The following is a 20,793-nucleotide window of genomic DNA, read 5'->3' as shown; positions in this document are numbered from 1 at the left end:
CACAGTGACTTTCTTCTCCCCGTCCCGTCCGACACGCACTGTCGTATTCTCCCCCACCCGTCGGCCGGGCTATCGTCGTCGCCGTGCGTCTCTACGCTGCTTACGGCTCGAACCTGGACCCCGCCCGCATGCGCGCCTACTGCCCGCATTCGCCGATGGTGGGCACCGGCTGGCTTGAGGGGTGGCGGCTCACCTTCGCCGGCGAGGACGTCATCGGGTGGGAGGGCTCGGTCAGCACCGTGGTCGAGTCCCCCGGTGACCGGGTGTTCGTGGCGCTCTACGACATCCACCCGTACGACGCCGCGCAGCTCGACGAGATCGAGGGCGTGACGGCCGAGACGTACCGCAGGCTGACAGTCCGCGTCTCGACGCTCGACGGCGACGTGACCGCGTGGGTCTACGTGTTCGACGGGTACGAGGGCGGGCTGCCCACGGCGTGGTACCTCTCGGAGATCGCGAACGCCGCGGAGAAGGCGGGCGCGCCGGACGACTACGTCACCGAGCTGCGGTCCCGCCCCACCGGCACCGCGTCCGCGTAGCGCGTCTCCCACACCGACAGTCTGCGCCGCGCGGCCCTACGGGCGCTCGGCGACCCCGGTACGCGGGTGCCGGGTCACACCCGCGAGGCGGGCACACTCCGCTCGTACATGTCGGTCCAGCGCTCCTCCACCAGCCCGACGGAGCGGTAGAGCGTGACCGGCGCGGTCGGGTTGGCCAGGTCGACGCCCAGCCCGGCCCCGGCGCGGCCCTTCGCCGCGTAGACCGCGAAGGCCCGGCGCAGCAGCGCCGCACCCACCCCGCGACGCCGGTACGCGGGCAGCACCGACAGCGTCCGCACCCACCCGAGGTCCTGGTCGAGCGCCTGGTCGGAGGACTGGAGCGCACCGGCCGGCTCGCCGTCGACCTCGGCCAGGAACCACTCGTCCCAGACCTTGCCGTACGACGGCAGCAGCTCCCGCCACTGCTCGAAGTCGAGCGGGTCGTGGTCCGGGGTGTCCCGGAACGCGGTGTCGTAGATCCGGTGGAACAGCCGCAGGTCGCTCTCGTCGTCGGCGCGCAGCGGCCGCACCGTCACCCCGGGCGGAGGCGCCGGCTCGGCGGGCAGGTCGGCGAACGAGCGACTCATCCGGATGTAGCGCTTGATCCGGGTGAACCCGGCCTCGGTCAGCTCACCGGCCCAGCGGGTCTCCGGCGCGTACACCCCGGTGCGCGCGGTCAGCGCGGGCAGGCCGCGCTCGGCGGCCCGCTCGGCGACGCGTTCCAGCAGCCGGGCAAGCAGCGGCGCGCGCAGGTCGGCGCCGCGGTCGGGGTCGACGAGGACGTCCACCCACTCCCGGCCCACGCCGCTCGGGTTGGCCAGGATCGACCAGGCCACCGCCGTACCGTCCGGGTCGGTGACCAGCCAGGAGTCCCGGTCCGGGTCGACGAACGGCGCGGTCAGCGCGGACCGCACGTCCTCGTCGTCGAAGTCCGGGTAGCCCACGGCGAAGGTGTCGGAGGCGTGCACCACCGCGAGGATCGCGGGCACGTCGTCGAGGGTCGGGCGGCGGGCCGACCAGCCGGCGGGGAGCGTCACGGGCCAGATCCTGGCAGCCGGACCGGCCGGATCGCCTCCCATTTATCCGCCGCGGGCGCGGAGCCGCGCGGCGCCGAGCAGACCCAGCAGCTCAGCGCCCTCGGCCGCGTCCAGCGCGCGGAACGCCGCCGACGCCAGCCGGTCGGTCACCGCCTCGGCCCACAGCCGGCGCCGCACCAGCGGCCCGACCGGCGGGTACGGGGGCACCCAGCCGCACGCCGCAGCGCCCGCCTCGCCCTCCGGCCCGGCCAGCACCGCCTCCAGCGGCGTCAGCCCGGCCGCGCGCACCGCCAGCAGGTACGCCCCGGCGAAGTGCTCGCGCAGCAGCAGCATGCCGACAGCCGCCCGCGCACCCGGGGACGGATCGGGCACGGGCATGGCCCGCCAGGCGGCGAACAGTGGCATGCCGCTGCCGTCCGCCGCGTCGACCGCCCGGCCCAGCAGCGCGGCGAGCCGCGACGACTCGGCGCCGTCGCCCAGCCGGGCGGTGCCCCACCGGCAGCACTCGGCCAGGTTGGCGGCGGCCACCTCCAGCGGCGGGACGGTCCGCGCGGCGGCGTCCCAGCCGTCCGTGACCGCCTCCGGCGCGATGAAGCCGAGCGCCGCGGCCACCGTCTCGGCGCGGACGTCGCCGAGCGCACCGGCCCGCCCGGTGATGTAGAAGGCCCATCCGGAGATGCCCAGCAGCCGCGCCCGGCGCAGCGTGGACGGGCAGCGGGCGAACGCCTCCCCGAGTTCGAGCACCAGCGGTTTGCAGGCGGCGGCGAGCTGTTCCGGAGTCATCGGCCGCCCGTCACCGTCACTCCACCGAAGCCATTCATCACGCTCAGTCTGCCGCGTGGTCACCGGTGTCGGCATCCCCCTCTTCGGCGTCGAGCGCCTCCAACACGGCCTCCACCTCGCCGGCGCGGCGCCGGGCCGCTGTGACCGCCCGTTCCGCGCCCCGGCGGGCCAGCCGGGCCCGGCTCAGCTCCTGCTCGGCGACGGCCCGGCGACGCTCCAGCTCGGCCAGCTCGGTCTCGATCCGGTCCAGCGTCGCGGCGCCGTCCCGCTCGGCCGCGTCGGCCGTCGCCAGCTCCTTCTCGGCCCGGTCCAGGTCCGCGCGGGCCCGGGTCAGCTCCCGGGTCGCGGTCCGCCGCCGCCCGGCCCGTTCGGCCCGCGCCGCCCGCTCGTCGCGGGCCCGGCGCGCGTCGGCCCGCTCGGCCGCCCGATCCGGTACGACAGGCGCCTCCTCGCCCCCTGTCACGAGCCGGAGCTGGGGGCGGGGCACCTCGCCGAACCCGGCGTAGTGGCTGGCCCGCAGCAGGCGTCCGGCGCGTACCTGCTCGGCCACCTCGGTGTCCGACAGCGCGGCGTTGAGTGTCGCCTCCACCTCGCCCAGCGGCAGCTTCCCGGCCGGGGGCGCGGCGGGTTCGGCGGCGGCCAGCCGGCGTACCTCCGCCACCAGCGCGCCCACGACGGCGCGCCGCTGCGCGGAGAGTTCCCGCAGCGTGCCGCCGCGCAGGTCGCGTTGCGCGGCGCGCAGCGACTCGGCGAGCTGGGTGAGGTCGGCGACCAGCTCGGGACGGCGGATCGCCAGCAGGTTGACCAGCCACGCCGCCACTGTGGGCCGGCGAAGCTTGCCGATCTCCCGGGCGGTACGCGGGTCGCCGGACTGCCGCGCCTGCGCGACGGCGGCGTCCCGGGCCGCGACGAACCGGTCCGGCGGCGTGGCGTAGAGCTGCCGGACCACCTCCGCGGGCACCTCGGCCATGCTCAGGCGTCGATCCGGGTGCCCGGCTCCAGACGGCGGTAGTCGGTGTTGGACATCGCCGTGTACTGCCGGTCCAGCACACCGAAGCCGTTGTCGTTGAGCAGCCCGTCGTGCAGTGCGTACGCCCGGCGCGGCGCGACCGCGCGGATGAAGTCGAGCACCTCGGAGAACTTCGACCAGGGCGCGTGAATCGGGGCGAACAGCGTGTCGACCTGCACGTCGTCGGGCACGAACAACGCGTCGCCCGGGTGGTACACCACGTCGGCGAAGAGGTAGCCGATGTTCTGGATCACCGGGATGTCCGGGTGGATGACCGCGTGCTGCCCGCCGTACGTCCGCACCGGCGTCCCGGCGACTGTGAGCGACTGTCCGGGCTCGACCGTCACCAGCGCCTCGGCGGCGTCGCCGAGCACCCCGGCGAGCGAGGCGGGACCGTGCACCGGCACCGGCCGCCGCTCCAGCGCCCGGGTCAGCGCGGCGACGTCCACATGGTCCGGGTGCTCGTGGGTGATCAGCACCGCGTCGGCGCCGTCCAGCGCCGCCGGATCGCTGAAGACACCCGGGTCGACGACGAGCACCGCACCGTCGTGCTCCAGCCGGAGACAGGAGTGGGCGTATTTGGTCACCTGCATCGTGACTCCTCGATTATCGAATCGTGATGTCCTCAGCGCAGTCTGCCGGAACCGGCGCGACCACGCGTCACGTCCGAGGTATCGGTCCCGGCAGTCGGGGCCGCCGACGATCGGAGTACGGGGTATGGGCGGACGACGACTCCGGGGCGTGGCCCTGGTGGCTGTGGGTCTGATAGCGGCACTGGGTGTGGGCGCCTGCGGCGCGGGCGGGGACTCCGGCAGTGACTCGGCCGCGCCGGCGGCCGACGGGGGCGCGGGGCGCGAGCAGGCCGCCGAGGGCGGCGCGGACAGCGGTGGCGCGGATCGCGACCAGGCCGCTCCGGGCGGCACCGGTGGCGCGGACCTGCGGGTCGACCAGCGGTCCATCATCTACACCGGAACCATGCAGGTCCGGGTGGACGATGTGGAGGCCGCCGCGCGGGAGGCGACCACAGCGGTGACGGCGGCCGGCGGATTCGTCGGCGCGGACCGGCGGTCGAGCCGGGCCGCCGAGGCGCGGGCGGCGCTGACGCTGCGCGTGCCCGCGGACCGGTTCGCCGCGGTGATCGACCGGCTCGCCGGTCTCGGCCGGCAGGAGCGCCGGGAGATCCGCACCGAGGACGTCACCGAGCAGGTGGTCGACCTGGACGCCCGGATCGCCACCCAGCGGGCGCGGGTGGAGAGTTCCCGCAAGCTGCTCGCCCGGGCCACGTCGGTGGACGAGCTGGTCCGGCTGGAGAACGAGGTGGGCACCCGGCAGGCCGACCTGGCCGCGCTGGAGGCCCGCAAGCGCCGGCTCGCGGACCTGACCTCGCTGTCCACCATCACCGTGACGTTCCTCGGTCAGGACGCCAGCACCGCCGAGGAGGAGGCCGACCTGGGCTTCCTGGCCGGGCTGGGCGGCGGCTGGACGGCGTTCCTGGCCTCGGCCCGGGTCCTGCTCACAGTGCTCGGCGCGGTGCTGCCGTTCGCGGTCGTGATCGGCGTACCGCTGTGGTTGCTGCTCCTGTGGCGGCGCCGGGTGCGGGCCCGGCGGACGCCGCCGCCCGGCCCGAACCCGGCGGCGCCGATGCCGCCGGGGCCGCTCGGCGGTCCGGTCAGCGCGCCGCCGCCAGTGCCCGCAGCGCGGTCTGGACCATGAGGCGTACGCCGGCTTCGATGGCGCGCTCGTCCACGTCGAACGAGGCCCGGTGCAGGTCCACGTTGGGCCCGCTACGGCCGACGCCGAGACGGGCGAGCGCGCCCGGCACGTGCTCCAGGTACCAGGAGAAGTCCTCGCCGCCCATGCTCTGCGGCGTCTCGGCGATGCCGTCGGGGCCGAGCGCCGCGGCGGTGGCCGCGGTGAGCACACCGATGGCCCGGGCGTCGTTCGTCACCGGGGGCCGGCCGCGCAGGTATTCCAGGTCGACTGTGGCGCCGGTGGGCGCGAGCACGTCCCGCACCACCTGAGCGACGATCTTGGGCGCCTGGTCCCAGGTGTCGCGGTCCATCACGCGTAGCGTGCCGGCCGCGCACGCCTCGGACGGGATGACGTTGTAACGGGTGCCGGCCGAGGCGTGGCCGAACACCAGCAGCAGCCCGCTGTTGGCCGGCACCCGGCGGCTGATCAGCGTCGGCACCTCGGTGACCAGCCGGCCGAGCGCGTCCACCAGGTCGACGGTCAGGTGCGGGCGGGCGGTGTGCCCGCCGGGCCCGGTGAGCCGGACGGTGACGTTGTCGGCGGCGGCGGTGATCGGCCCGACCCGCAGGCCGACCTTGCCCACCGGCAGGTTCGGGTCGCAGTGCAGCGCGAAGATCTGCACCACGTCGTCCAGGCCACCGGCCTCGATGACCTCCAGCGAGCCGCAGGGCAGGATCTCCTCGGCCGGCTGGAAGATCAGCCGGACCCGGCCGTCGAGGCGGCCCGTGTCGGCGAGCTGGGCCAGCAGCATGCCGACGCCGAGCATCACCGACGTGTGCACGTCGTGGCCGCAGGCGTGGCAGACGCCCTCCACGGTCGAGCGGTACGGCACGTCCTTCGGGTCGCTCAGCGGCAGCGCGTCGATGTCGGCGCGGAGCGCGATGACCGGACCGTCCGGGCGTCCGTCGATGTCGCAGATGACGCCGTTGCCCTTCGGCAGCAGGCGCGGCTTGAGACCGGCGAGGGACAGCTCACGGTGCACCAGCGCGGCCGTCTCGAACTCCTCGCCGGACAACTCCGGGTGGGAGTGGATGTGACGGCGCGTTTCGATGAGGCCGGGTACGCGCAGCGCGAGCAGATGGTCGAGCTCGAAGGGCAGGGGCTGGTAACCGGTCGGCGCCTCGGGCCGGGACGACGACAGCAGGCCGCCGGAAGGCAGCGTCAACGCACTCGTCACGTCGAATTCTCGATCACTAGAAGTGGATGGATCTTCGGGTCGGACAGCAGACAGCCTAGACCTCCGGCGGTGACGCTGCGCAACATCTTTCGCGTAGCGGTCGGACCGCGCAGCGTCACGAATGCCCTGGTGAGAGGGCTCGAATATCTGCGGGACAGCAGGTAGATCGCGGTCGAACGCCGTCATCCGCCTCCCACCTCCTACAACGCGTAACCGTTTCATCGGCCACAAATAACGACCCGTCGTTCCGAATTGTCGCATTAGTCGCGGCAATTAACTGCCGCTCCGACAATTGCACGACAACTGTCGGCTGCCGGAAGACTCCCGACGGTGACACGAGCGTCCGACCGCCGACCGCACACGCTGTCCGTCCCGTTCACCCGATCCGGTTACCCGAATCGCCGAATCGCACACGCGAAGGCGGCCCGCGCCGCACACCGAGGGTGTACGACGGGGCCGCCTCCGGACAGTTTCAGAACCGGTCGCTGGGCCGGTAGATCCCCCACACCTCGCGCAGCGTCCCGCAGACCTCGCCGACCGTGGCGCGGGCGCGCAGCGCCTCCTTCATCGGGTAGAGCACGTTGGTGTCCCCCTCGGCGGCGGCGCGCAGCTCGGCCAGGGCCCGCTCGACCGCGCCGGAGTCCCGCTCCGCGCGCAGCCGGGCCAGCCGCTCCCCCTGCGCCGCCTCGATCGACGGGTCGACCCGCAGCGGCTCGTACGGCTCCTCCTCGTCGATCCGGAACCGGTTGAGCCCGACCACCACCCGCTCACCCGAGTCGATCTCCTGGGCGATCCGGTACGCGGACTGCTCGATCTCCCGCTTCTGGAACCCGGCCTCGATCGCGTCCACCGCCGAACCGTGGTCGAAGACCCGGTCCATCAGCTCGGTGGCGGCCGCCTCCACCTCGGCGGTCATCGCCTCCACCACGTACGACCCGGCGAACGGGTCGACGGTGGCGGTCAGGTCCGTCTCGTACGCCAGCACCTGCTGGGTCCGCAGCGCCAGCCGGGCCGCCTTCTCGGTGGGCAGCGCGATGGCCTCGTCGAAGCTGTTGGTGTGCAGCGACTGGGTGCCGCCGAGCACGGCGCCGAGGCCCTGCACCGCCACCCGGACCAGGTTCACCTCCGGCTGCTGGGCGGTGAGCTGCACGCCTGCGGTCTGGGTGTGGAACCGCAGCATCATCGACTTCGGGTTCTTCGCGCCGAACTCGTCGCGCATCAGCCGGGCCCAGATGCGCCGGGCCGCGCGGAACTTCGCGACCTCCTCCAGCAGCGTGGTGCGGGCCACGAAGAAGAACGACAGCCGGGGCGCGAAGTCGTCGACGGCCAGCCCGGCGGCGAGCGCCGCGCGGACGTACTCCACGCCGTTGGCGAGCGTGAACGCGACCTCCTGCGCGGGCGACGCGCCGGCCTCGGCCATGTGGTAGCCGGAGATGGAGATGGTGTTCCACTTCGGCACCTCGGCCCGGCAGTAGGCGAAGGTGTCGGCGACCAGCCGCAGCGAGGGCTTCGGCGGGAAGATGTACGTCCCCCGGGCGATGTACTCCTTGAGGATGTCGTTCTGGATCGTGCCGTTGAGCGCCGCGCCGGGCACGCCGTTCTCCTCGGCCACGAGCTGGTAGAGCAGCAGCAGCACCGAGCCGGGCGCGTTGATGGTCATCGAGGTGGAGACCTTGTCCAGCGGGATGCCGCCGAACAGCGTGCGCATGTCCTCGATGGAGTCGATGGCGACGCCGACCTTGCCCACCTCGCCGTGCGCGATCGGGTCGTCCGAGTCGTACCCCATCTGGGTGGGCAGGTCGAACGCGACGGACAGGCCCATGGTGCCGGCGCGAAGCAGCTGGTGGTAGCGCGCGTTGCTCTCGGTCGCGGTGCCGAACCCGGCGTACTGTCGCATGGTCCAGGGCCGGGACGTGTACATCGTCGGGTAGACCCCGCGGGTGTACGGGAACTCGCCCGGCTCGCCCAGCCGGGCGTCCAGGTCCGCCGGAAGGTCTGCCGCCGTGTAGACGCCCTGGATCGGGAAACCCGACTCGCTTGACCGCGCATCGCTCATTACCGGATGGTAGGACGCGCAGACCGCCTGGTGGGTGAGGGATACCGCACACCTCGCGGCGGCGACCCACCGGAGGTGAGCGACCGACCACATACCGTCGAGTAGGTAAACGCCCGCCGCGTCGGGTTTCGCATCGGGCGTCGGAACCAGCAAGATAGAGGGGTTGTGTCCCAGCCCCCTCGATATCCCCCGGTGGCTTTTCTGTGACTCAGATTCCGACGTGGAGCGGCGGACCGGCCAGTCCCCCCACTGGACGCGCGGCGCCCGGCACCACCATCGGTGGTCGCTACTCGCTGCGCTCCCCGGTGGGCAACGGAGGCATGGGCACGGTCTGGCGGGCCACAGACACGTTGCTGCGCCGTGATGTGGCGGTCAAGGAGGTCGTCCTCCCGCCGGGGCTCGCCCCGAGCGACCGCGACGCGCTCTACGAACGGACGCTGCGGGAGGCCCGTGCCGCCGCCGCGATCCAGCACCCGGCAGTGGTGCAGGTCTACGACGTGGTCACCGAGGGTGGCCGCCCGTGGATCGTGATGGAACTGCTGGACGCCCGCAGCCTGGCCGACATGGTGATCGAGGACGGGCCGGTCGCGCCGCGCGCCGTCGCCAAGATCGGGATCGCGCTGCTCGGCGCGCTGGAGGTGGCGCACGCGATCGGCGTGCTGCACCGCGACGTCAAGCCGGCCAACGTGCTGATCTGCACCGACGGCCGCTGCGTGCTCACCGACTTCGGCGTCGCCCGGATGCCCACCGACGTGCAGCTCACCACGCCCGGCATGGTGCTCGGCTCGCCGCACTTCATCTCGCCCGAGCGGGCCATGGGCCAGGAGTTCGGGCCGCCGAGCGACCTGTTCTCGCTCGGCGTGACGCTCTACACAGCGGTCGAGGGCCGGCCCCCGTTCGACAAGGGCGACCCGATCGAGACCATGCACGCCGTGGTCGAGGACCCGCCCGCCACGCCGCAGCGCAGCGGCCCGCTGACCGGCGTGCTGATGGGGCTGCTGGAGAAGGACCCGGCCCGCCGGATGGACGTGCACCGGGCCCGCGCCAACCTGCGCGAGCTGCTCGCCGGGCCGCTGACCAGCACCGCCACAGCCGTCAACTCGGTCACCGACCCGTACGCGGTGGTGCCGGTGCCGCGCCCGACCACGCCGCCGGCGATCGCGGCGGAGCCGAAGCCGAGCGGGCAGATCGGCGGCCGGGCGATGATCGGCCCGGACGAGTCGCTCACCGACCGGCTCGCCGCGCTGCGCCGCGGGGAGCGGCCCGCCGGCGAGAAGCCCGCGGCGGGTGCCGCCGCGCTCGACGAGACCAGCGCCGACGCGCTGGCCGGCCCGCTGCACACCCCGACCGGCGCGATGTCCGGGCCGGGCACGCCGGAGGCCACCCAGCGCATCTCGCCGGACGCCACGGTGCGGCTCGGCCAGGGCGCCGGAGCGGACGCGACCCAGGCGGTGCCGACCGCCTACGGCCGCACCGTCGACGCCACCCAGCCGGTGTACGGCGGCAACCAGTGGTCGGTGCCCGGCACCGGCCAGCCCTGGACCACAGCGGCCACCTCGCCACCGGCCGCCGGTGGTGGCGGCGCGGTCGGCGGCGCCAAGGGCCTGCTCGGGCGCGTGAAGGCGTGGCCGCGCAAGGTCCAGCTCGCCGCCGCCGGTGGTCTCGCCGTGGTGCTGCTGGTGAGCGTGATCGCGCTGACCAGCGGCGGCGACGACGCTCCCCCGCCGATCGTGGGCGCGCTGCCGTCGAACTCGGCCGCCGCCTCGCCGGTGGAGATGCAGGAGCAGACCGTCAAGGGCGTGACCATCCAGGTGCCGAAGGGCTGGCAGCGGCAGACCGGCGGCCTCTACGTCGACTACGTCGACCCGGAGGACGAGGGCCGCAAGGTGCGGGTCATCGCCGAGGCGTGGGGCGGCACCTCGATCAGCTGGGCCGAGTTCGCCTCGCGGAACCTGAAGAAGAACAGCACCAAGAGCAAGACCTGCCCCGCCCCCTACACCGAGGTGTCGGTCTCCGAGCAGCCGCTGGCCGGGCAGACCGCCGGCCAGCTCGAATACACCTGCGGCGAGGGTGAGTCCATGCGCCACGGCATCTGGCGGGGCGTGGTCAAGGACGGCAAAGTCTACTCGTTCTACCTCTCCTCGACCGACGCGCGGTTCGCCGAGAGCAAGCCGATCTTCGACGCGATGGCCGGCTCGTTCCAGCTCACGGCGGCCAACTGAGTCGAGGCCGACGGCCAGTGGTGATCCGTCGCCGTGCTTTCATGAGGCAATGGCGGCGGAAACCACTGACCTTGACGACCTTCGCGTACGCGCCGAGCGCTGGCTCGCCGACGACCCGGACCCGGACGACCGCGTCGAGCTGCGCACGGTCCTCGACGGGCTGCCCGGCACGGCGGCCGACCTGGCCGACCGGTTCGCCGGCCCGCTGACCTTCGGCACCGCCGGGCTGCGCGGCCCGCTGCGGGCCGGGCCGAACGGCATGAACCTCGCCGTGGTCACCCAGGCCGCCGCCGGGCTCGTCGGCTGGCTCGCCGCCCAGGGCGGCGAGGGCCCGCTGGTGATCGGGTACGACGCCCGGCGCGGCTCCCGTGCCTTCGCCGAGCGCACCGCACAGGTGGCCACCGGTGCTGGCCGCCCGGCGCTGCTGCTGCCCCGGCCGCTGCCCACGCCCGTGCTGGCGTTCGCGGTCCGGCAGCTCGGCGCGGTCGCCGGGGTGATGGTCACGGCCAGCCACAACCCGCCGCAGGACAACGGCTACAAGGTCTACCTGGGCGCGCAGCTCGGCGGTGAGCTCGGCGCCGGCGCGCAGATCGTGCCGCCCGCCGACGCCGGCATCGAGGCGGCCATCCGGGCGGTCGGCCCGCTCGCGGCGGTGCCGCTCGGCCCGGCCGGTCAGGTGCTCGGCGACGACATGGTGACCGCGTACGTGGAGCAGGCCGCCGCGGTGGTGGACCCGGCCGGACCGCGGGACCTGAAGGTGGCGTACACGCCGCTGCACGGGGTTGGTGGCGTGGTGCTGACCGCCGCGTTCGCGCGCGCCGGTTTCGGCGTTCCAGGCGTGGTGCCCGAGCAGGCCGAGCCGGACCCGGCGTTCCCGACCGTGAGCTTCCCCAACCCGGAGGAGCCGGGCGCGGTGGACCTGCTCGTCGCGCTCGCCGACCGCACCGGCGCCGACCTCGCCGTCGCCAACGACCCGGACGCGGACCGCTGCGCGGTGGCCGTACGCGACGCCGGGTCCTGGCGGATGCTGCGCGGCGACGAGGTGGGCGCGCTGCTCGCCGACCACCTGATGCGGCGCGGCGTGACCGGCCTGTACGCCACCACGATCGTGTCGTCGGCGCTGCTGCGGGCCATGGCGGCGGCCCGGGGCCTGCCCTACGACGAGACGCTCACCGGGTTCAAGTGGATCGTGCGGGCCGGCGGGGGCCGGGAGCCGCTGGTGTACGGCTACGAGGAGGCGCTGGGCTACTGCGTCGCGCCGGGTCACGTCCGGGACAAGGACGGCATCACCGCCGCGCTGACGGTCGCCGAGCTGGCCGCCGGTCTCAAGGCCGAGGGCCGTACGCTCCTCGACCGGCTGGACGAGCTGGCCGCCGAGTTCGGCGTGCACCACACCGAGCAGCTCTCGGTCCGGGTGGAGGACCTGCGGGTGATCGCGGACTCGATGGCCCGGATCCGGGCGGCCACCCCGACCACGCTGCTCGGGCAGCCGGTGACCGAGGCGTCCGACCTGCTCCCCGACGCGGACGTGGTGATCCTGCGCACCGGCGCGGCCCGGGTGGTGATCCGGCCGTCGGGCACCGAGCCGAAGCTCAAGGCGTACCTGGAGGTGGTGGAGCCGGTGACCGGCGGCGACGTGCCCGCGGCCCGGCAGCGCGCGCGGGCCGCCGTCACGGAGCTGCGCAACGAGATCGCCGACGCCCTGGGCCTCTGACCCCTGGTGCAAGGAAGGGCCCCTTGTTAACGCCTGGCGTTAACAAGGGGCCCTTCCTCTACCGGAGGCGTTAAGAGGGGGCCCTTCCTTACCGCTTGCCCAGGGCGGCGTCGACGGCCTGGCCCAGCGCGGCGATGACCAGGCTGATCGACGGGCGCACCACGCTGTCGTCCAGGCTCACCGTGCCGGAGAACCCGGCGCCGGCCGCGATCTCCTCGAGGCGCCGGCTGGCGTCCTCGGCGGCCGGGCCGGTCAGCCCCAGCGCGGGTTCCATCCGCAGCACCGCGACCAGCGTCGCGAGCGCGGCGGTCCGCTCGTCCGGGAGCTGCCCGCTGGTCAGCGCGTCGGCCAGCCGCTGCCGGATGTCCGCCTCAACCGAGGCGTCGGCCACCGGGTAGCGGTGCACGTGGATGAAGCCCAGCTCGGTCTCGTCGACGTCGCGGACCACGCCCCGGCCGCAGAGGTCGGAGAGGATCCGATCGCGCAGCCCGTGCCGCAGTCGCTGCACCCACGACGACGGCGTGTGCGGGGTGTCCGCGGCGATCTTGGCGAGTACGGCGTCCGCGATCGGCTCGCCGGTCGGGGCCGGGTCGACCACCGCCAGGTTCCCGTCCGCGTACGCGACCCGTCCGGCCAGGGCCAGCTCGACCAGCACCGCGGCGGCCATGCCCAGGTCCAGGCTGATCCGTGGCATGGTGGCCTTGCCGGTTTCGTCGTCATACGCGAGGAGCAGCAGCTCCTCGGCGAGCGCAACACCAGTCATGGCCCGGAACGCTAGCGCCTCCCCGCACCCCCGCGCATCGACTCGCCGGGGCCGCCCGATTCACGGCGAGAGGGCCCTTCCCCGCGGGAAAGGGCCCTCTCCACCGAATCGCCGGATTGCCCGGTCAGAAGCGGGGCATGCCGCCGAACTGGCGGTCGCCGGCGTCACCCAGGCCGGGGACGATGAACTTCGAGTCGTTCAGTCCCTCGTCGATCGAGGCGGTGACCAGGCGCAGCGGCAGGCCGGAGCGCTCCAGCCGCTCGATGCCGACCGGGGCGGCCAGCACGCAGAGCACCGTGATGTCGGTGCAGCCGCGGTCGGCGAGCAGCCGGCAGCAGTGCTCCAGCGAGCCGCCGGTGGCGAGCATCGGGTCGAGCACCAGCACCGGCAGACCGCTGAGGTCGCGCGGCAGCGACTCCATGTACGCGCGGGGCTCGTACGTCTCCTCGTCGCGGGCCAGGCCGACGAAGCCCATCGACGACTCGGGCAGCAGGCCGAGCGCGGCGTCGGCCATGCCGAGACCGGCCCGCAGCACCGGCACCAGCAGCGGCGGGTTCGCCAGCCGGCTGCCCTCGGTGGCGGTGACCGGGGTCTGGATCGAGTACTTCTCGACCGGGAAGGAGCGCGCGGCCTCGTACACCAGCATGGTGGTGAGTTCGCGCAGCGCCGCCCGGAACGACGACGAGTCGGTCCGGGCGTCCCGCATGGCGGTCAGCCGCGTCTGGGCGAGCGGATGGTCAATGACGTGTACGTCCACGATCGCTCAACCTACCGTTTGGCGGTCCGGCGCAGGGCGGGTGCGGTACGACCAGCGACACCGCTCACGTATGACGCTCACGACCGGTCATCCGTGAGCAAGATCACTCGACTCGCGGGTGCGTACTATTCGGGGCATGACGGCGACAACGACGTCGGCCCGGTCGGACCTCACCGAGCTGGGACGATCCGAGACCGCTCTGCGGACCTTCCTGCACGGCCTGCCCGGCGTGGACCAGGTCGGCGCGGAGCAGCGGGCGGCGCAACTCGGCACCCGCTCCATCAAGACCACAGCCAAGGCCGAGGCGATCGACCTGGCGATCCGGATGGTCGACCTGACCACCCTCGAAGGGGCGGACACCCCGGGCAAGGTGCGGGCGCTGGCCGCGAAGGCGCTGCGCCCCGACCCGGCCGACCCGAGCTGCCCGCACGTCGGCGCCGTCTGCGTCTACCCGTCGATGGTCCCGTACGTGGCCGAGGTGCTGCGCGGCAGCGGCGTGCACCTGGCCAGCGTGGCGACCGCGTTCCCGTCCGGCCAGGCCCCGCTGGAGATCAAGCTCGCCGATGTGCGGGCGGCGGTCGAGGCGGGCGCGGACGAGATCGACATGGTGATCAACCGGGGCGCGTTCCTGGCCGGGCGCTACTCCGACGTCTACGACGAGATCGTGGCCACCAAGGAAGCATGCGGGGACGCCCACCTCAAGGTGATCCTGGAGACCGGTGAGCTGGCCACGTACGACAACGTGCGGCGCGCGTCCTGGCTCGCCATGCTCGCGGGCGGTGACTTCATCAAGACCTCCACCGGCAAGGTCCCGGTCGCGGCCACCCTGCCGGTGACGCTGGTGATGCTGGAGGCGGTCCGCGACTTCCGCGCCGCCACCGGGCGCCAGGTCGGCGTCAAGCCGGCCGGCGGCATCAAGACCACCAAGGACGCGATCAAGTACCTGGTCATGGTCAACGAGACAGTCGGCGCGGACTGGCTGAGCCCGGACTGGTTCCGGTTCGGCGCGTCGAGCCTGCTCAACGACCTGCTCATGCAGCGCACCAAGCTGACGACCGGCGTGTACGCCGGCCCCGACTACTTCACCCTGGACTGAACGCGATGTTCGAATACGCACCCGCCCCCGAGTCCCGCTCGGTGGTGGACATCAAGCCCTCGTACGGGCTCTTCGTCGACGGCGCGTTCGTCGACCCGGCCTCCGGCGGCAGCTTCAAGTCGGTGAACCCGGCCTCCGAGGAGGTGCTGGCCGAGATCGCCGAGGCGGGCGCCGACGACGTGGACCGCGCGGTCCGCGCCGCCCGGAGCGCGTACGAGAAGGTCTGGGGTCCGATGCCGGGCCGCGACCGGGCCAAGTACCTGTTCCGGATCGCTCGGCTCATTCAGGAGCGCTCGCGTGAGCTGGCGGTGCTGGAGTCGCTGGACAACGGCAAGCCGATCAAGGAGTCCCGCGACGTCGACCTGCCGCTGGTCGCCGCGCACTTCTTCTACTACGCGGGCTGGGCCGACAAGCTCCCCCACGCGGGCTTCGGCCCCGACCCGAAGCCGCTCGGCGTAGCGGCCCAGGTCATCCCGTGGAACTTCCCGCTGCTCATGCTGGCGTGGAAGATCGCCCCGGCGCTGGCCGCCGGCAACACCGTGGTGCTCAAGCCGGCCGAGACCACCCCGCTGACCGCGCTGCTGTTCGCCGAGATCTGCCAGCAGGCCGACCTGCCCGCCGGCGTGGTGAACATCGTCACCGGCGCCGGCGACACCGGCCGGGCGCTGGTCGAGCACCCGGGCGTGGACAAGGTGGCATTCACCGGCTCCACCGAGGTGGGCCGGGCCATCGCCCGCTCGGTCGCGGGCACCCGCAAGAAGCTCACGCTGGAGCTGGGCGGCAAGGCCGCGAACATCGTCTTCGACGACGCCCCGATCGACCAGGCCGTCGAGGGCATCGTCAACGGCATCTTCTTCAACCAGGGGCACGTCTGCTGCGCCGGTTCCCGGCTGCTGGTCCAGGAGTCGGTGGCCGACCGGGTGCTGGAGTCGCTCAAGCGCCGGATGGCCCAGCTCCGGGTCGGTGACCCGCTGGACAAGAACACCGACATCGGCGCGATCAACTCGGCCGAGCAGCTGGCCCGCATCCGGGAGCTGTCCGACGCCGGGTCCGCCGAGGGCGCGGAGCGCTGGTCGCCGCCGTGCGAGCTGCCGGAGCGCGGCTTCTGGTTCGCGCCGACCATCTTCACCGGCGTCACCCAGGCCCATCGGATCGCCCGCGAGGAGATCTTCGGCCCGGTGCTGTCCGTGCTGACGTTCCGCACCCCGGCGGAGGCCGTCGAGAAGGCCAACAACACGCCGTACGGGCTGTCGGCCGGGATCTGGACCGACAAGGGTTCCCGGATCCTGTGGCTGGCCGACCGGCTGCGCGCGGGCGTGGTGTGGGCCAACACGTTCAACAAGTTCGACCCGACGTCGCCGTTCGGCGGCTACAAGGAGTCGGGCTACGGTCGCGAGGGCGGCCGGCACGGGCTGGAGGGGTACCTCAATGTCTGAGCGGGTCGCGGTACGCAAGACGTACAAGCTCTTCATCGGCGGGAAGTTCCCGCGCAGCGAGTCGGGACGGTCGTATCTCGTGCAATCCGCGAACGTGTCTCTTGCCTCCCGGAAGGACGCGCGGGACGCGGTAGTCGCCGCCCGCGCCGCGGTGAAGGGCTGGGCCGGGGCGACCGCGTACAACAGGGGTCAGATCCTCTACCGGGTCGCCGAGATGCTGGAGGGCCGGCGCGAGCAGTTCGTCGCCCTGGGCGTCCCGGCCGACGAGGTGGACGCGGCGATCGACCGCTGGGTCTGGTACGCCGGTTGGTCCGACAAGCTGTCCCAGGTGTACGGCGGGGCGAATCCGGTGGCCGGCCCGTACTTCAACCTGTCCGCGCCGGAGCCCACCGGCGTGGTGGCGGTGGTGGCACCCGAGGAGCCCGCGCTGCTCGGCCTGGTGAGCGTGATCGCCCCGGCGATCGTCACCGGCAACACGGTGGTGGTGGCCGCCTCCCCGGCGGCGCCGCTGGCGGCGGTGACGCTGGCCGAGGTACTCGCCACCTCCGACCTGCCCGGCGGGGTGGTCAACATCCTCACCGGCCGGCTGACCGAGACCGTGCCGACGCTCGCCGCGCACATGGACGTCAACGCGATCGACCTGACCGGCGTCGCCGACGCCGACCTGGCGGCCGACCTGGAGATCAAGGCCGCGGAGAACCTCAAGCGGGTGCTCCGGCCGGCCCCGGCCGACCACGACTGGTACGCCGATCCCGGCATCACCCGGATGACCACGCTGCTGGAGACCAAGACGGTCTGGCACCCGAAGGGCGTCTGACCGGCGCAGCCCAGTCCGGCCCGAAGTGGCGGCACACCCCCAGCCGGGTTGCCGCCACTTCCCCTTCCACCCACCTCCCCGAGCCGGTGCCGATCTCACCCGGCGCCCCCACCAAGATCGACGCCATTCCCCCGAAGTGGCCACATCAGCCACCCCCGGACAACACCACCTCCCCGAGCCGGTGCCGACCTCGCCCTCAACGTCCACCCTCGACCAGCAAGATCAACGCCAGCTCCGCGAAGTGGCCGCATCCACCCGCCCCAGATAACGCCACCTCCCCGAACTGGTGCGGACATTGCCCACGCACCCTCACCCCGGACTTCAAGATCAGCACCAGCACGGCGAGGTGGCTGCATCAACCCGCCCGGGACAGCGCCACCTTCCCGAACTGGCGTGGATCTTGCCTGCGGTGCCCGCCCGGATCAGCAGGATCAACACCAGACCCCGGAGTGGCCTGAATAGGGCCCCGATGCCGCCGAAGCCAGCAAGATCAACACCAGCTCCGCGAAGTGGTCACATCGACCAGCCCGGGACGGCGCCACCTCCCCGAGCCGCGTTGATCCCACCCGGAGCACCCATACGGAATGACCAAGATCAACACCCGTACGCCGAAGTGGCTGCATCAACCGGCCCAGGACGGCACCACTTCCCCGAACTGGCGTGGATCTTGCCGACGGGCGCCCACACGACCGCGGCATCGTCGGCACCGGTTTGCCGGGAAGCGGCCCGGACTCCCCGTCAGCAAGATCGACAACCAGTGCGCCGAAGTGGCTGCATGGACCGGCCCGGGACGGCACCACCTCCCCGAGCTGGTGTTGATCTTCGGGAGCGGGGAACGGGGACCGGGGCGACGGAAGGGATCTACTACCGGGGGTAGGATTGACGGGTGACTCGGCTGGGGGACCTTGAGCGTGCGGTGATGGACGTGCTGTGGGACGCGGCGCCCGCCTCGTCGGACGGGGTGACCGTGCGCGAGGTCGCCGACGCCCTGGACGGCCGGGAACTCGCCTACACCACTGTGATGACCGTGCTCGACCGGCTCGCCGGCAAGGGCATGGTGCAGCGCGAGCGGGAGGGCCGCGCCTGGCGTTACCGTCCGGCCGCCACCCGTGAGGCGCACATCGCGCAGCTCATGCTCGAAGCCCTCGACCTCGGCGGCAGCCGGGACGCCGCACTCGTGCGCTTCGCCCGCTCGGTGACCGGCACGGAGGCGGACGTGCTCCGCGCCGCGCTCGGGGCCGAGGCCGGGGCCGCGCTCGGCGCCGAGGCCGGGGCGACTGTCGAGGACGGACCGGCCGGCCGGGTCGAGAACCCCCGGCCCGGCCGGCCGGCGCTCGACGAGGCGACGGACCGGTAGGGCGGCTGCCGTGGCGTACGCCCTGCACTTCGCCGCGATCATCCTGGCCTGCTGGCTGACCGCGCAGGTCCTCGCCGCCGCGCGCTGGACCTGGCGGGCACCCCGGGTGGCGATCATCTGCTGGCAGGCGGTCGGGCTGGCGCTCGGCCTGTCGGCCATGGGGCTGCCGATGGCGCTGGGGCTCGACGCGTACGACCGGGCGACCGGGCACGCGCTGCTGGCCCTGGCCGACGACCTGGCCCACGGCACTCTGCCAGCCGGTGTGGGCGCGGTGCACCTGAGCCTGGTCGGCGTCGGTCTCGGCATCGGCGCGGTGCTGCTCACCACGACGGTCCGCAGCCTGCACGGCGCGGTCCGCGCGCAGCGCCGGCACCGGGAGCTGCTGCACCTGGTGGCCCGGCGTGACCCGACGGTGCCCGGGGCGCTGGTGCTCGACCACCCGAGCGCGGCGGCGTACTGCCTGCCCGGGGTGCGTCCCCGGGTGGTGGTGAGCGCGGGCACGCTCGACCTGCTCGACCCGGCCGAGCTGGCGGCGGTGCTCACCCACGAGCGGGCGCACGCCCAGGAGCGGCACGACCTGGTGCTGCTGCCGTTCACCGCGCTGTGCCGGGCGCTGCCCTGGTTCCGGTGGGTGCGGGACGCGCACGCGCGGGTGGCGCTACTGGTCGAGATGCGTGCCGACGACAAGGCCCGGGAGCTGCACGCGGACGCGCCGCTGGCCGGTGCGCTGCGCCGGTTCGCCGCCGCCGAGCACCGGGTGCAGCCGGCCGGCACGCTCGGACTCGGCGACCGCGACCTCGACGTACGCGTGCAGCGGCTGCTCGTCGCGGACCGCCCGCCGCGGGTGCTCGGCGCGATGGCGCTGGCTGTCGCGGGCACGCTCGTCTCCCTGCCGTTCGCCCTGTTCCTGAGCTGACGTCGCCCCCTACGGGACTTCTCCGGGTTCGCGCGCCTCTATAGGTAGTGAGGCTACGTGTAGGTTGGCTACGACAAGAGAGCCAACCCATGGGAGGACGACAGTGGACCCGCTGCTCCTCGCCCGCCTCCAGTTCGCCACCACCACCTCGATCCATTTCCTGTTCGTGGCGGTCACGCTCGGCCTGGTCACGCTCCTGGTCGGGTTGCAGACGGCCGGCTACCTGACCGGCAAGCCGGTGTACGAGCGGCTGACCCGGTTCTGGGGCCAGCTCTACGTGATCAACTACGTGCTCGGCATCGCCACCGGCATCGTCATGGAGTTCCAGTTCGGCCTGAACTGGAGCGGGCTGTCGCGCTACGTCGGGAACGTCTTCGGCGCGCCGCTGGCCATCGAGACGCTGGTGGCGTTCTTCCTGGAGTCCACGTTCCTCGGCATGTGGATCTTCGGGTGGCACCGGCTGCGGCGCGGCGTGCACCTGGCGCTGCTCTGGGGCGTGGCGATCACCGCGTACGCCTCGGCCTTCTGGATCATGGTGGCGAACGCCTGGCTGCAGAACCCGGTCGGGTACGAGGTGCGCGACGGCGTCGCCCACCTCACCGACTTCGGCGCGCTGCTCACCAACCCGACGTTCGGCATGGCGTTCGGCCACGTGATCTCGGCGAGCCTGGTCACCGGCGGGCTGCTGATGGCCGCGGTGAGCGCCTGGCACCTGCTGCGGCGAACCACCGACTACGCGCTGTTCCGCACCTCGCTGCGGCTCGGCCTGGTCACCGCGGCCCTGGCGGTCAGCATGCTCCAGGGCTTCGGCTTCGCCCAGTTCGGCCCGGTCGGGCAGCTCCAGCCGACCAAGTTCGGCGGCGGGCCGGAGCGGGACGCGCTCGTCGCCGACTGGACCGCGCGGTTCGGCCCGGGCGACTGGGAACCGCCGGTGCTGTCGAACGTCGGCCTCGGCTTCATGATCCTGATCGGCTTCACGCTCGGCGCGCTCTGGCTCCTGCTGCCGCTGCTCTGGCGCGACTGGATCATCAGGTTGAAGGCGCCGCTCTGGCTGATCCTGCTCGGCCTGCCGCTGCCCTTCGTGGCGATGCTGCTCGGCTGGATCGCCCGCGAGGTCGGCCGCCAGCCCTGGGCCGCGTACGGGCTGCTGCCCACCGCGCAGGCCGTCTCGCCGGTCTCACCGGGGCTGATGCTCACCTCGCTGATCGGATTCAGCCTGCTGCTCGGCGCGCTCGCGGTGGCCAACTGGGTGCTGCTGGCCCGGCACGCGGCCCGTGGAGCGCAGGACCCCGCGCTCGGCCGCCCGCCCGCGCCCGACAGCGACGCCCACCACCAGCCCGTGTTCGTCTGAGGGAGCCCGCC

General features: G+C 73.1%; 18 protein-coding genes. 10 read left to right on the top strand and 8 right to left on the bottom strand.

Annotated elements, in window-relative coordinates:
* The first annotated feature begins 83 nt into the window (after positions 1–83).
* Positions 84–539, top strand: coding sequence for a gamma-glutamylcyclotransferase (locus ML5_RS05325; RefSeq protein ID WP_013284020.1), 456 nt, complete (start codon positions 84–86; stop codon positions 537–539).
* 74 nt (positions 540–613) lie between these two features.
* On the opposite strand, the gene ML5_RS05320 is transcribed toward ML5_RS05325, so the two are convergent.
* The 4 genes from ML5_RS05320 to ML5_RS05305 are packed head-to-tail and all read right to left on the bottom strand — an operon-like array spanning position 614 to position 3,961.
* Positions 614–1,576, bottom strand: coding sequence for a GNAT family N-acetyltransferase (locus tag ML5_RS05320; protein ID WP_013473987.1), 963 nt, complete (start codon positions 1,574–1,576; stop codon positions 614–616).
* A 42-nt stretch (positions 1,577–1,618) separates the two neighbouring features.
* A complete protein-coding gene (locus ML5_RS05315) occupies positions 1,619–2,359 on the bottom strand; it encodes a hypothetical protein (protein WP_013284018.1) in 741 nt (246 codons plus the stop codon).
* 43 nt (positions 2,360–2,402) lie between these two features.
* Complete coding sequence (locus ML5_RS05310) at positions 2,403–3,329, bottom strand: hypothetical protein (protein ID WP_013284017.1); 927 nt, start codon at positions 3,327–3,329, stop codon at positions 2,403–2,405.
* Positions 3,330–3,331: 2 nt separating this feature from the next.
* Positions 3,332–3,961 carry an MBL fold metallo-hydrolase gene (locus ML5_RS05305; protein ID WP_013473986.1) on the bottom strand — a complete coding sequence of 210 codons (630 nt, stop codon included), beginning with the start codon at positions 3,959–3,961 and terminating at the stop codon, positions 3,332–3,334.
* Positions 3,962–4,085: 124 nt separating this feature from the next.
* On the opposite strand from ML5_RS05305, the gene ML5_RS05300 reads away from it, so the two are divergent.
* Positions 4,086–5,081: a DUF4349 domain-containing protein gene (locus ML5_RS05300; protein ID WP_013284015.1), complete on the top strand. Its 996-nt coding sequence runs from the start codon at positions 4,086–4,088 to the stop codon at positions 5,079–5,081.
* On the opposite strand, the gene ML5_RS05295 is transcribed toward ML5_RS05300, so the two are convergent.
* Entirely contained in the window at positions 5,038–6,297 is a 1,260-nt protein-coding gene (locus tag ML5_RS05295; protein ID WP_013284014.1) for an amidohydrolase, read from the bottom strand. The two genes, ML5_RS05300 and ML5_RS05295, sit on opposite strands and share 44 nt — an antisense overlap.
* A 472-nt stretch (positions 6,298–6,769) precedes the next feature.
* Complete coding sequence (locus ML5_RS05290; RefSeq protein ID WP_013473985.1) at positions 6,770–8,353, bottom strand: methylmalonyl-CoA mutase; 1,584 nt, start codon at positions 8,351–8,353, stop codon at positions 6,770–6,772.
* A gap of 203 nt (positions 8,354–8,556) precedes the next feature.
* Here ML5_RS05290 and ML5_RS05285 point away from each other — a divergent pair, with 203 nt between their 5' ends.
* Both ML5_RS05285 and ML5_RS05280 read left to right on the top strand, forming a co-directional pair.
* Positions 8,557–10,575, top strand: a complete 2,019-nt coding sequence (locus ML5_RS05285) for a serine/threonine-protein kinase (protein ID WP_013473984.1) — start codon at positions 8,557–8,559, stop codon at positions 10,573–10,575.
* A gap of 49 nt (positions 10,576–10,624) precedes the next feature.
* Positions 10,625–12,289: a phospho-sugar mutase gene (locus ML5_RS05280; RefSeq protein ID WP_013473983.1), complete on the top strand. Its 1,665-nt coding sequence runs from the start codon at positions 10,625–10,627 to the stop codon at positions 12,287–12,289.
* A gap of 88 nt (positions 12,290–12,377) precedes the next feature.
* On the opposite strand, the gene ML5_RS05275 is transcribed toward ML5_RS05280, so the two are convergent.
* The gene (locus tag ML5_RS05275) at positions 12,378–13,052 is read right to left on the bottom strand and encodes a GPP34 family phosphoprotein (protein WP_013473982.1); all 675 of its coding nucleotides are present in this window, start codon (positions 13,050–13,052) and stop codon (positions 12,378–12,380) included.
* Positions 13,053–13,176: 124 nt separating this feature from the next.
* Positions 13,177–13,809: a uracil phosphoribosyltransferase gene (gene upp, locus ML5_RS05270; RefSeq protein ID WP_013284009.1), complete on the bottom strand. Its 633-nt coding sequence runs from the start codon at positions 13,807–13,809 to the stop codon at positions 13,177–13,179.
* A 136-nt stretch (positions 13,810–13,945) separates the two neighbouring features.
* On the opposite strand from upp, the gene deoC reads away from it, so the two are divergent.
* From deoC to ML5_RS05240, 6 genes are all read left to right on the top strand, one after another.
* Positions 13,946–14,905 carry a deoxyribose-phosphate aldolase gene (gene deoC, locus ML5_RS05265; protein ID WP_013284008.1) on the top strand — a complete coding sequence of 320 codons (960 nt, stop codon included), beginning with the start codon at positions 13,946–13,948 and terminating at the stop codon, positions 14,903–14,905.
* Positions 14,906–14,910: 5 nt separating this feature from the next.
* A complete protein-coding gene (locus ML5_RS05260) occupies positions 14,911–16,341 on the top strand; it encodes an aldehyde dehydrogenase family protein (RefSeq protein ID WP_013284007.1) in 1,431 nt (476 codons plus the stop codon).
* Positions 16,334–17,158 (top strand): aldehyde dehydrogenase family protein, encoded by an 825-nt coding sequence (locus ML5_RS05255; RefSeq protein ID WP_013473981.1) that lies wholly within the window; start codon positions 16,334–16,336, stop codon positions 17,156–17,158. The genes ML5_RS05260 and ML5_RS05255 overlap by 8 nt, the downstream gene beginning before the upstream one ends.
* Before the next feature lie 886 nt (positions 17,159–18,044).
* Positions 18,045–18,515 (top strand): BlaI/MecI/CopY family transcriptional regulator, encoded by a 471-nt coding sequence (locus ML5_RS05250; protein WP_013473980.1) that lies wholly within the window; start codon positions 18,045–18,047, stop codon positions 18,513–18,515.
* 10 nt (positions 18,516–18,525) lie between these two features.
* Positions 18,526–19,431 (top strand): M56 family metallopeptidase, encoded by a 906-nt coding sequence (locus ML5_RS05245; RefSeq protein WP_013473979.1) that lies wholly within the window; start codon positions 18,526–18,528, stop codon positions 19,429–19,431.
* Between the two features lie 103 nt (positions 19,432–19,534).
* Complete coding sequence (locus tag ML5_RS05240; protein ID WP_013473978.1) at positions 19,535–20,782, top strand: cytochrome ubiquinol oxidase subunit I; 1,248 nt, start codon at positions 19,535–19,537, stop codon at positions 20,780–20,782.
* Positions 20,783–20,793: the final 11 nt, after the last annotated feature.

The sequence above is a fragment of the Micromonospora sp. L5 genome (assembly GCF_000177655.2).
Classification (GTDB): Bacteria; Actinomycetota; Actinomycetes; order Mycobacteriales; family Micromonosporaceae; genus Micromonospora; species Micromonospora aurantiaca.
Note: the sequence above shows the minus strand (reverse complement) of the source record. Positions and strands in the feature narration are given on the sequence as shown.

Excerpts from the sequence above, each read along its gene's own strand:
- ML5_RS05315 (WP_013284018.1), bottom strand. The coding sequence starts at position 2,359 with ATGACTCCGGAACAGCTCGCCGCCGCCTGCAAACCGCTGGTGCTCGAA.
- ML5_RS05310 (WP_013284017.1), bottom strand. The coding sequence starts at position 3,329 with ATGGCCGAGGTGCCCGCGGAGGTGGTCCGGCAGCTCTACGCCACGCCG.
- ML5_RS05305 (WP_013473986.1), bottom strand. The coding sequence starts at position 3,961 with ATGCAGGTGACCAAATACGCCCACTCCTGTCTCCGGCTGGAGCACGAC.
- ML5_RS05300 (WP_013284015.1), top strand. The coding sequence starts at position 4,086 with ATGGGCGGACGACGACTCCGGGGCGTGGCCCTGGTGGCTGTGGGTCTG.
- ML5_RS05290 (WP_013473985.1), bottom strand. The coding sequence starts at position 8,353 with ATGAGCGATGCGCGGTCAAGCGAGTCGGGTTTCCCGATCCAGGGCGTC.
- ML5_RS05280 (WP_013473983.1), top strand. The coding sequence starts at position 10,625 with ATGGCGGCGGAAACCACTGACCTTGACGACCTTCGCGTACGCGCCGAG.
- ML5_RS05275 (WP_013473982.1), bottom strand. The coding sequence starts at position 13,052 with ATGACTGGTGTTGCGCTCGCCGAGGAGCTGCTGCTCCTCGCGTATGAC.
- deoC (WP_013284008.1), top strand. The coding sequence starts at position 13,946 with ATGACGGCGACAACGACGTCGGCCCGGTCGGACCTCACCGAGCTGGGA.
- ML5_RS05260 (WP_013284007.1), top strand. The coding sequence starts at position 14,911 with ATGTTCGAATACGCACCCGCCCCCGAGTCCCGCTCGGTGGTGGACATC.
- ML5_RS05255 (WP_013473981.1), top strand. The coding sequence starts at position 16,334 with ATGTCTGAGCGGGTCGCGGTACGCAAGACGTACAAGCTCTTCATCGGC.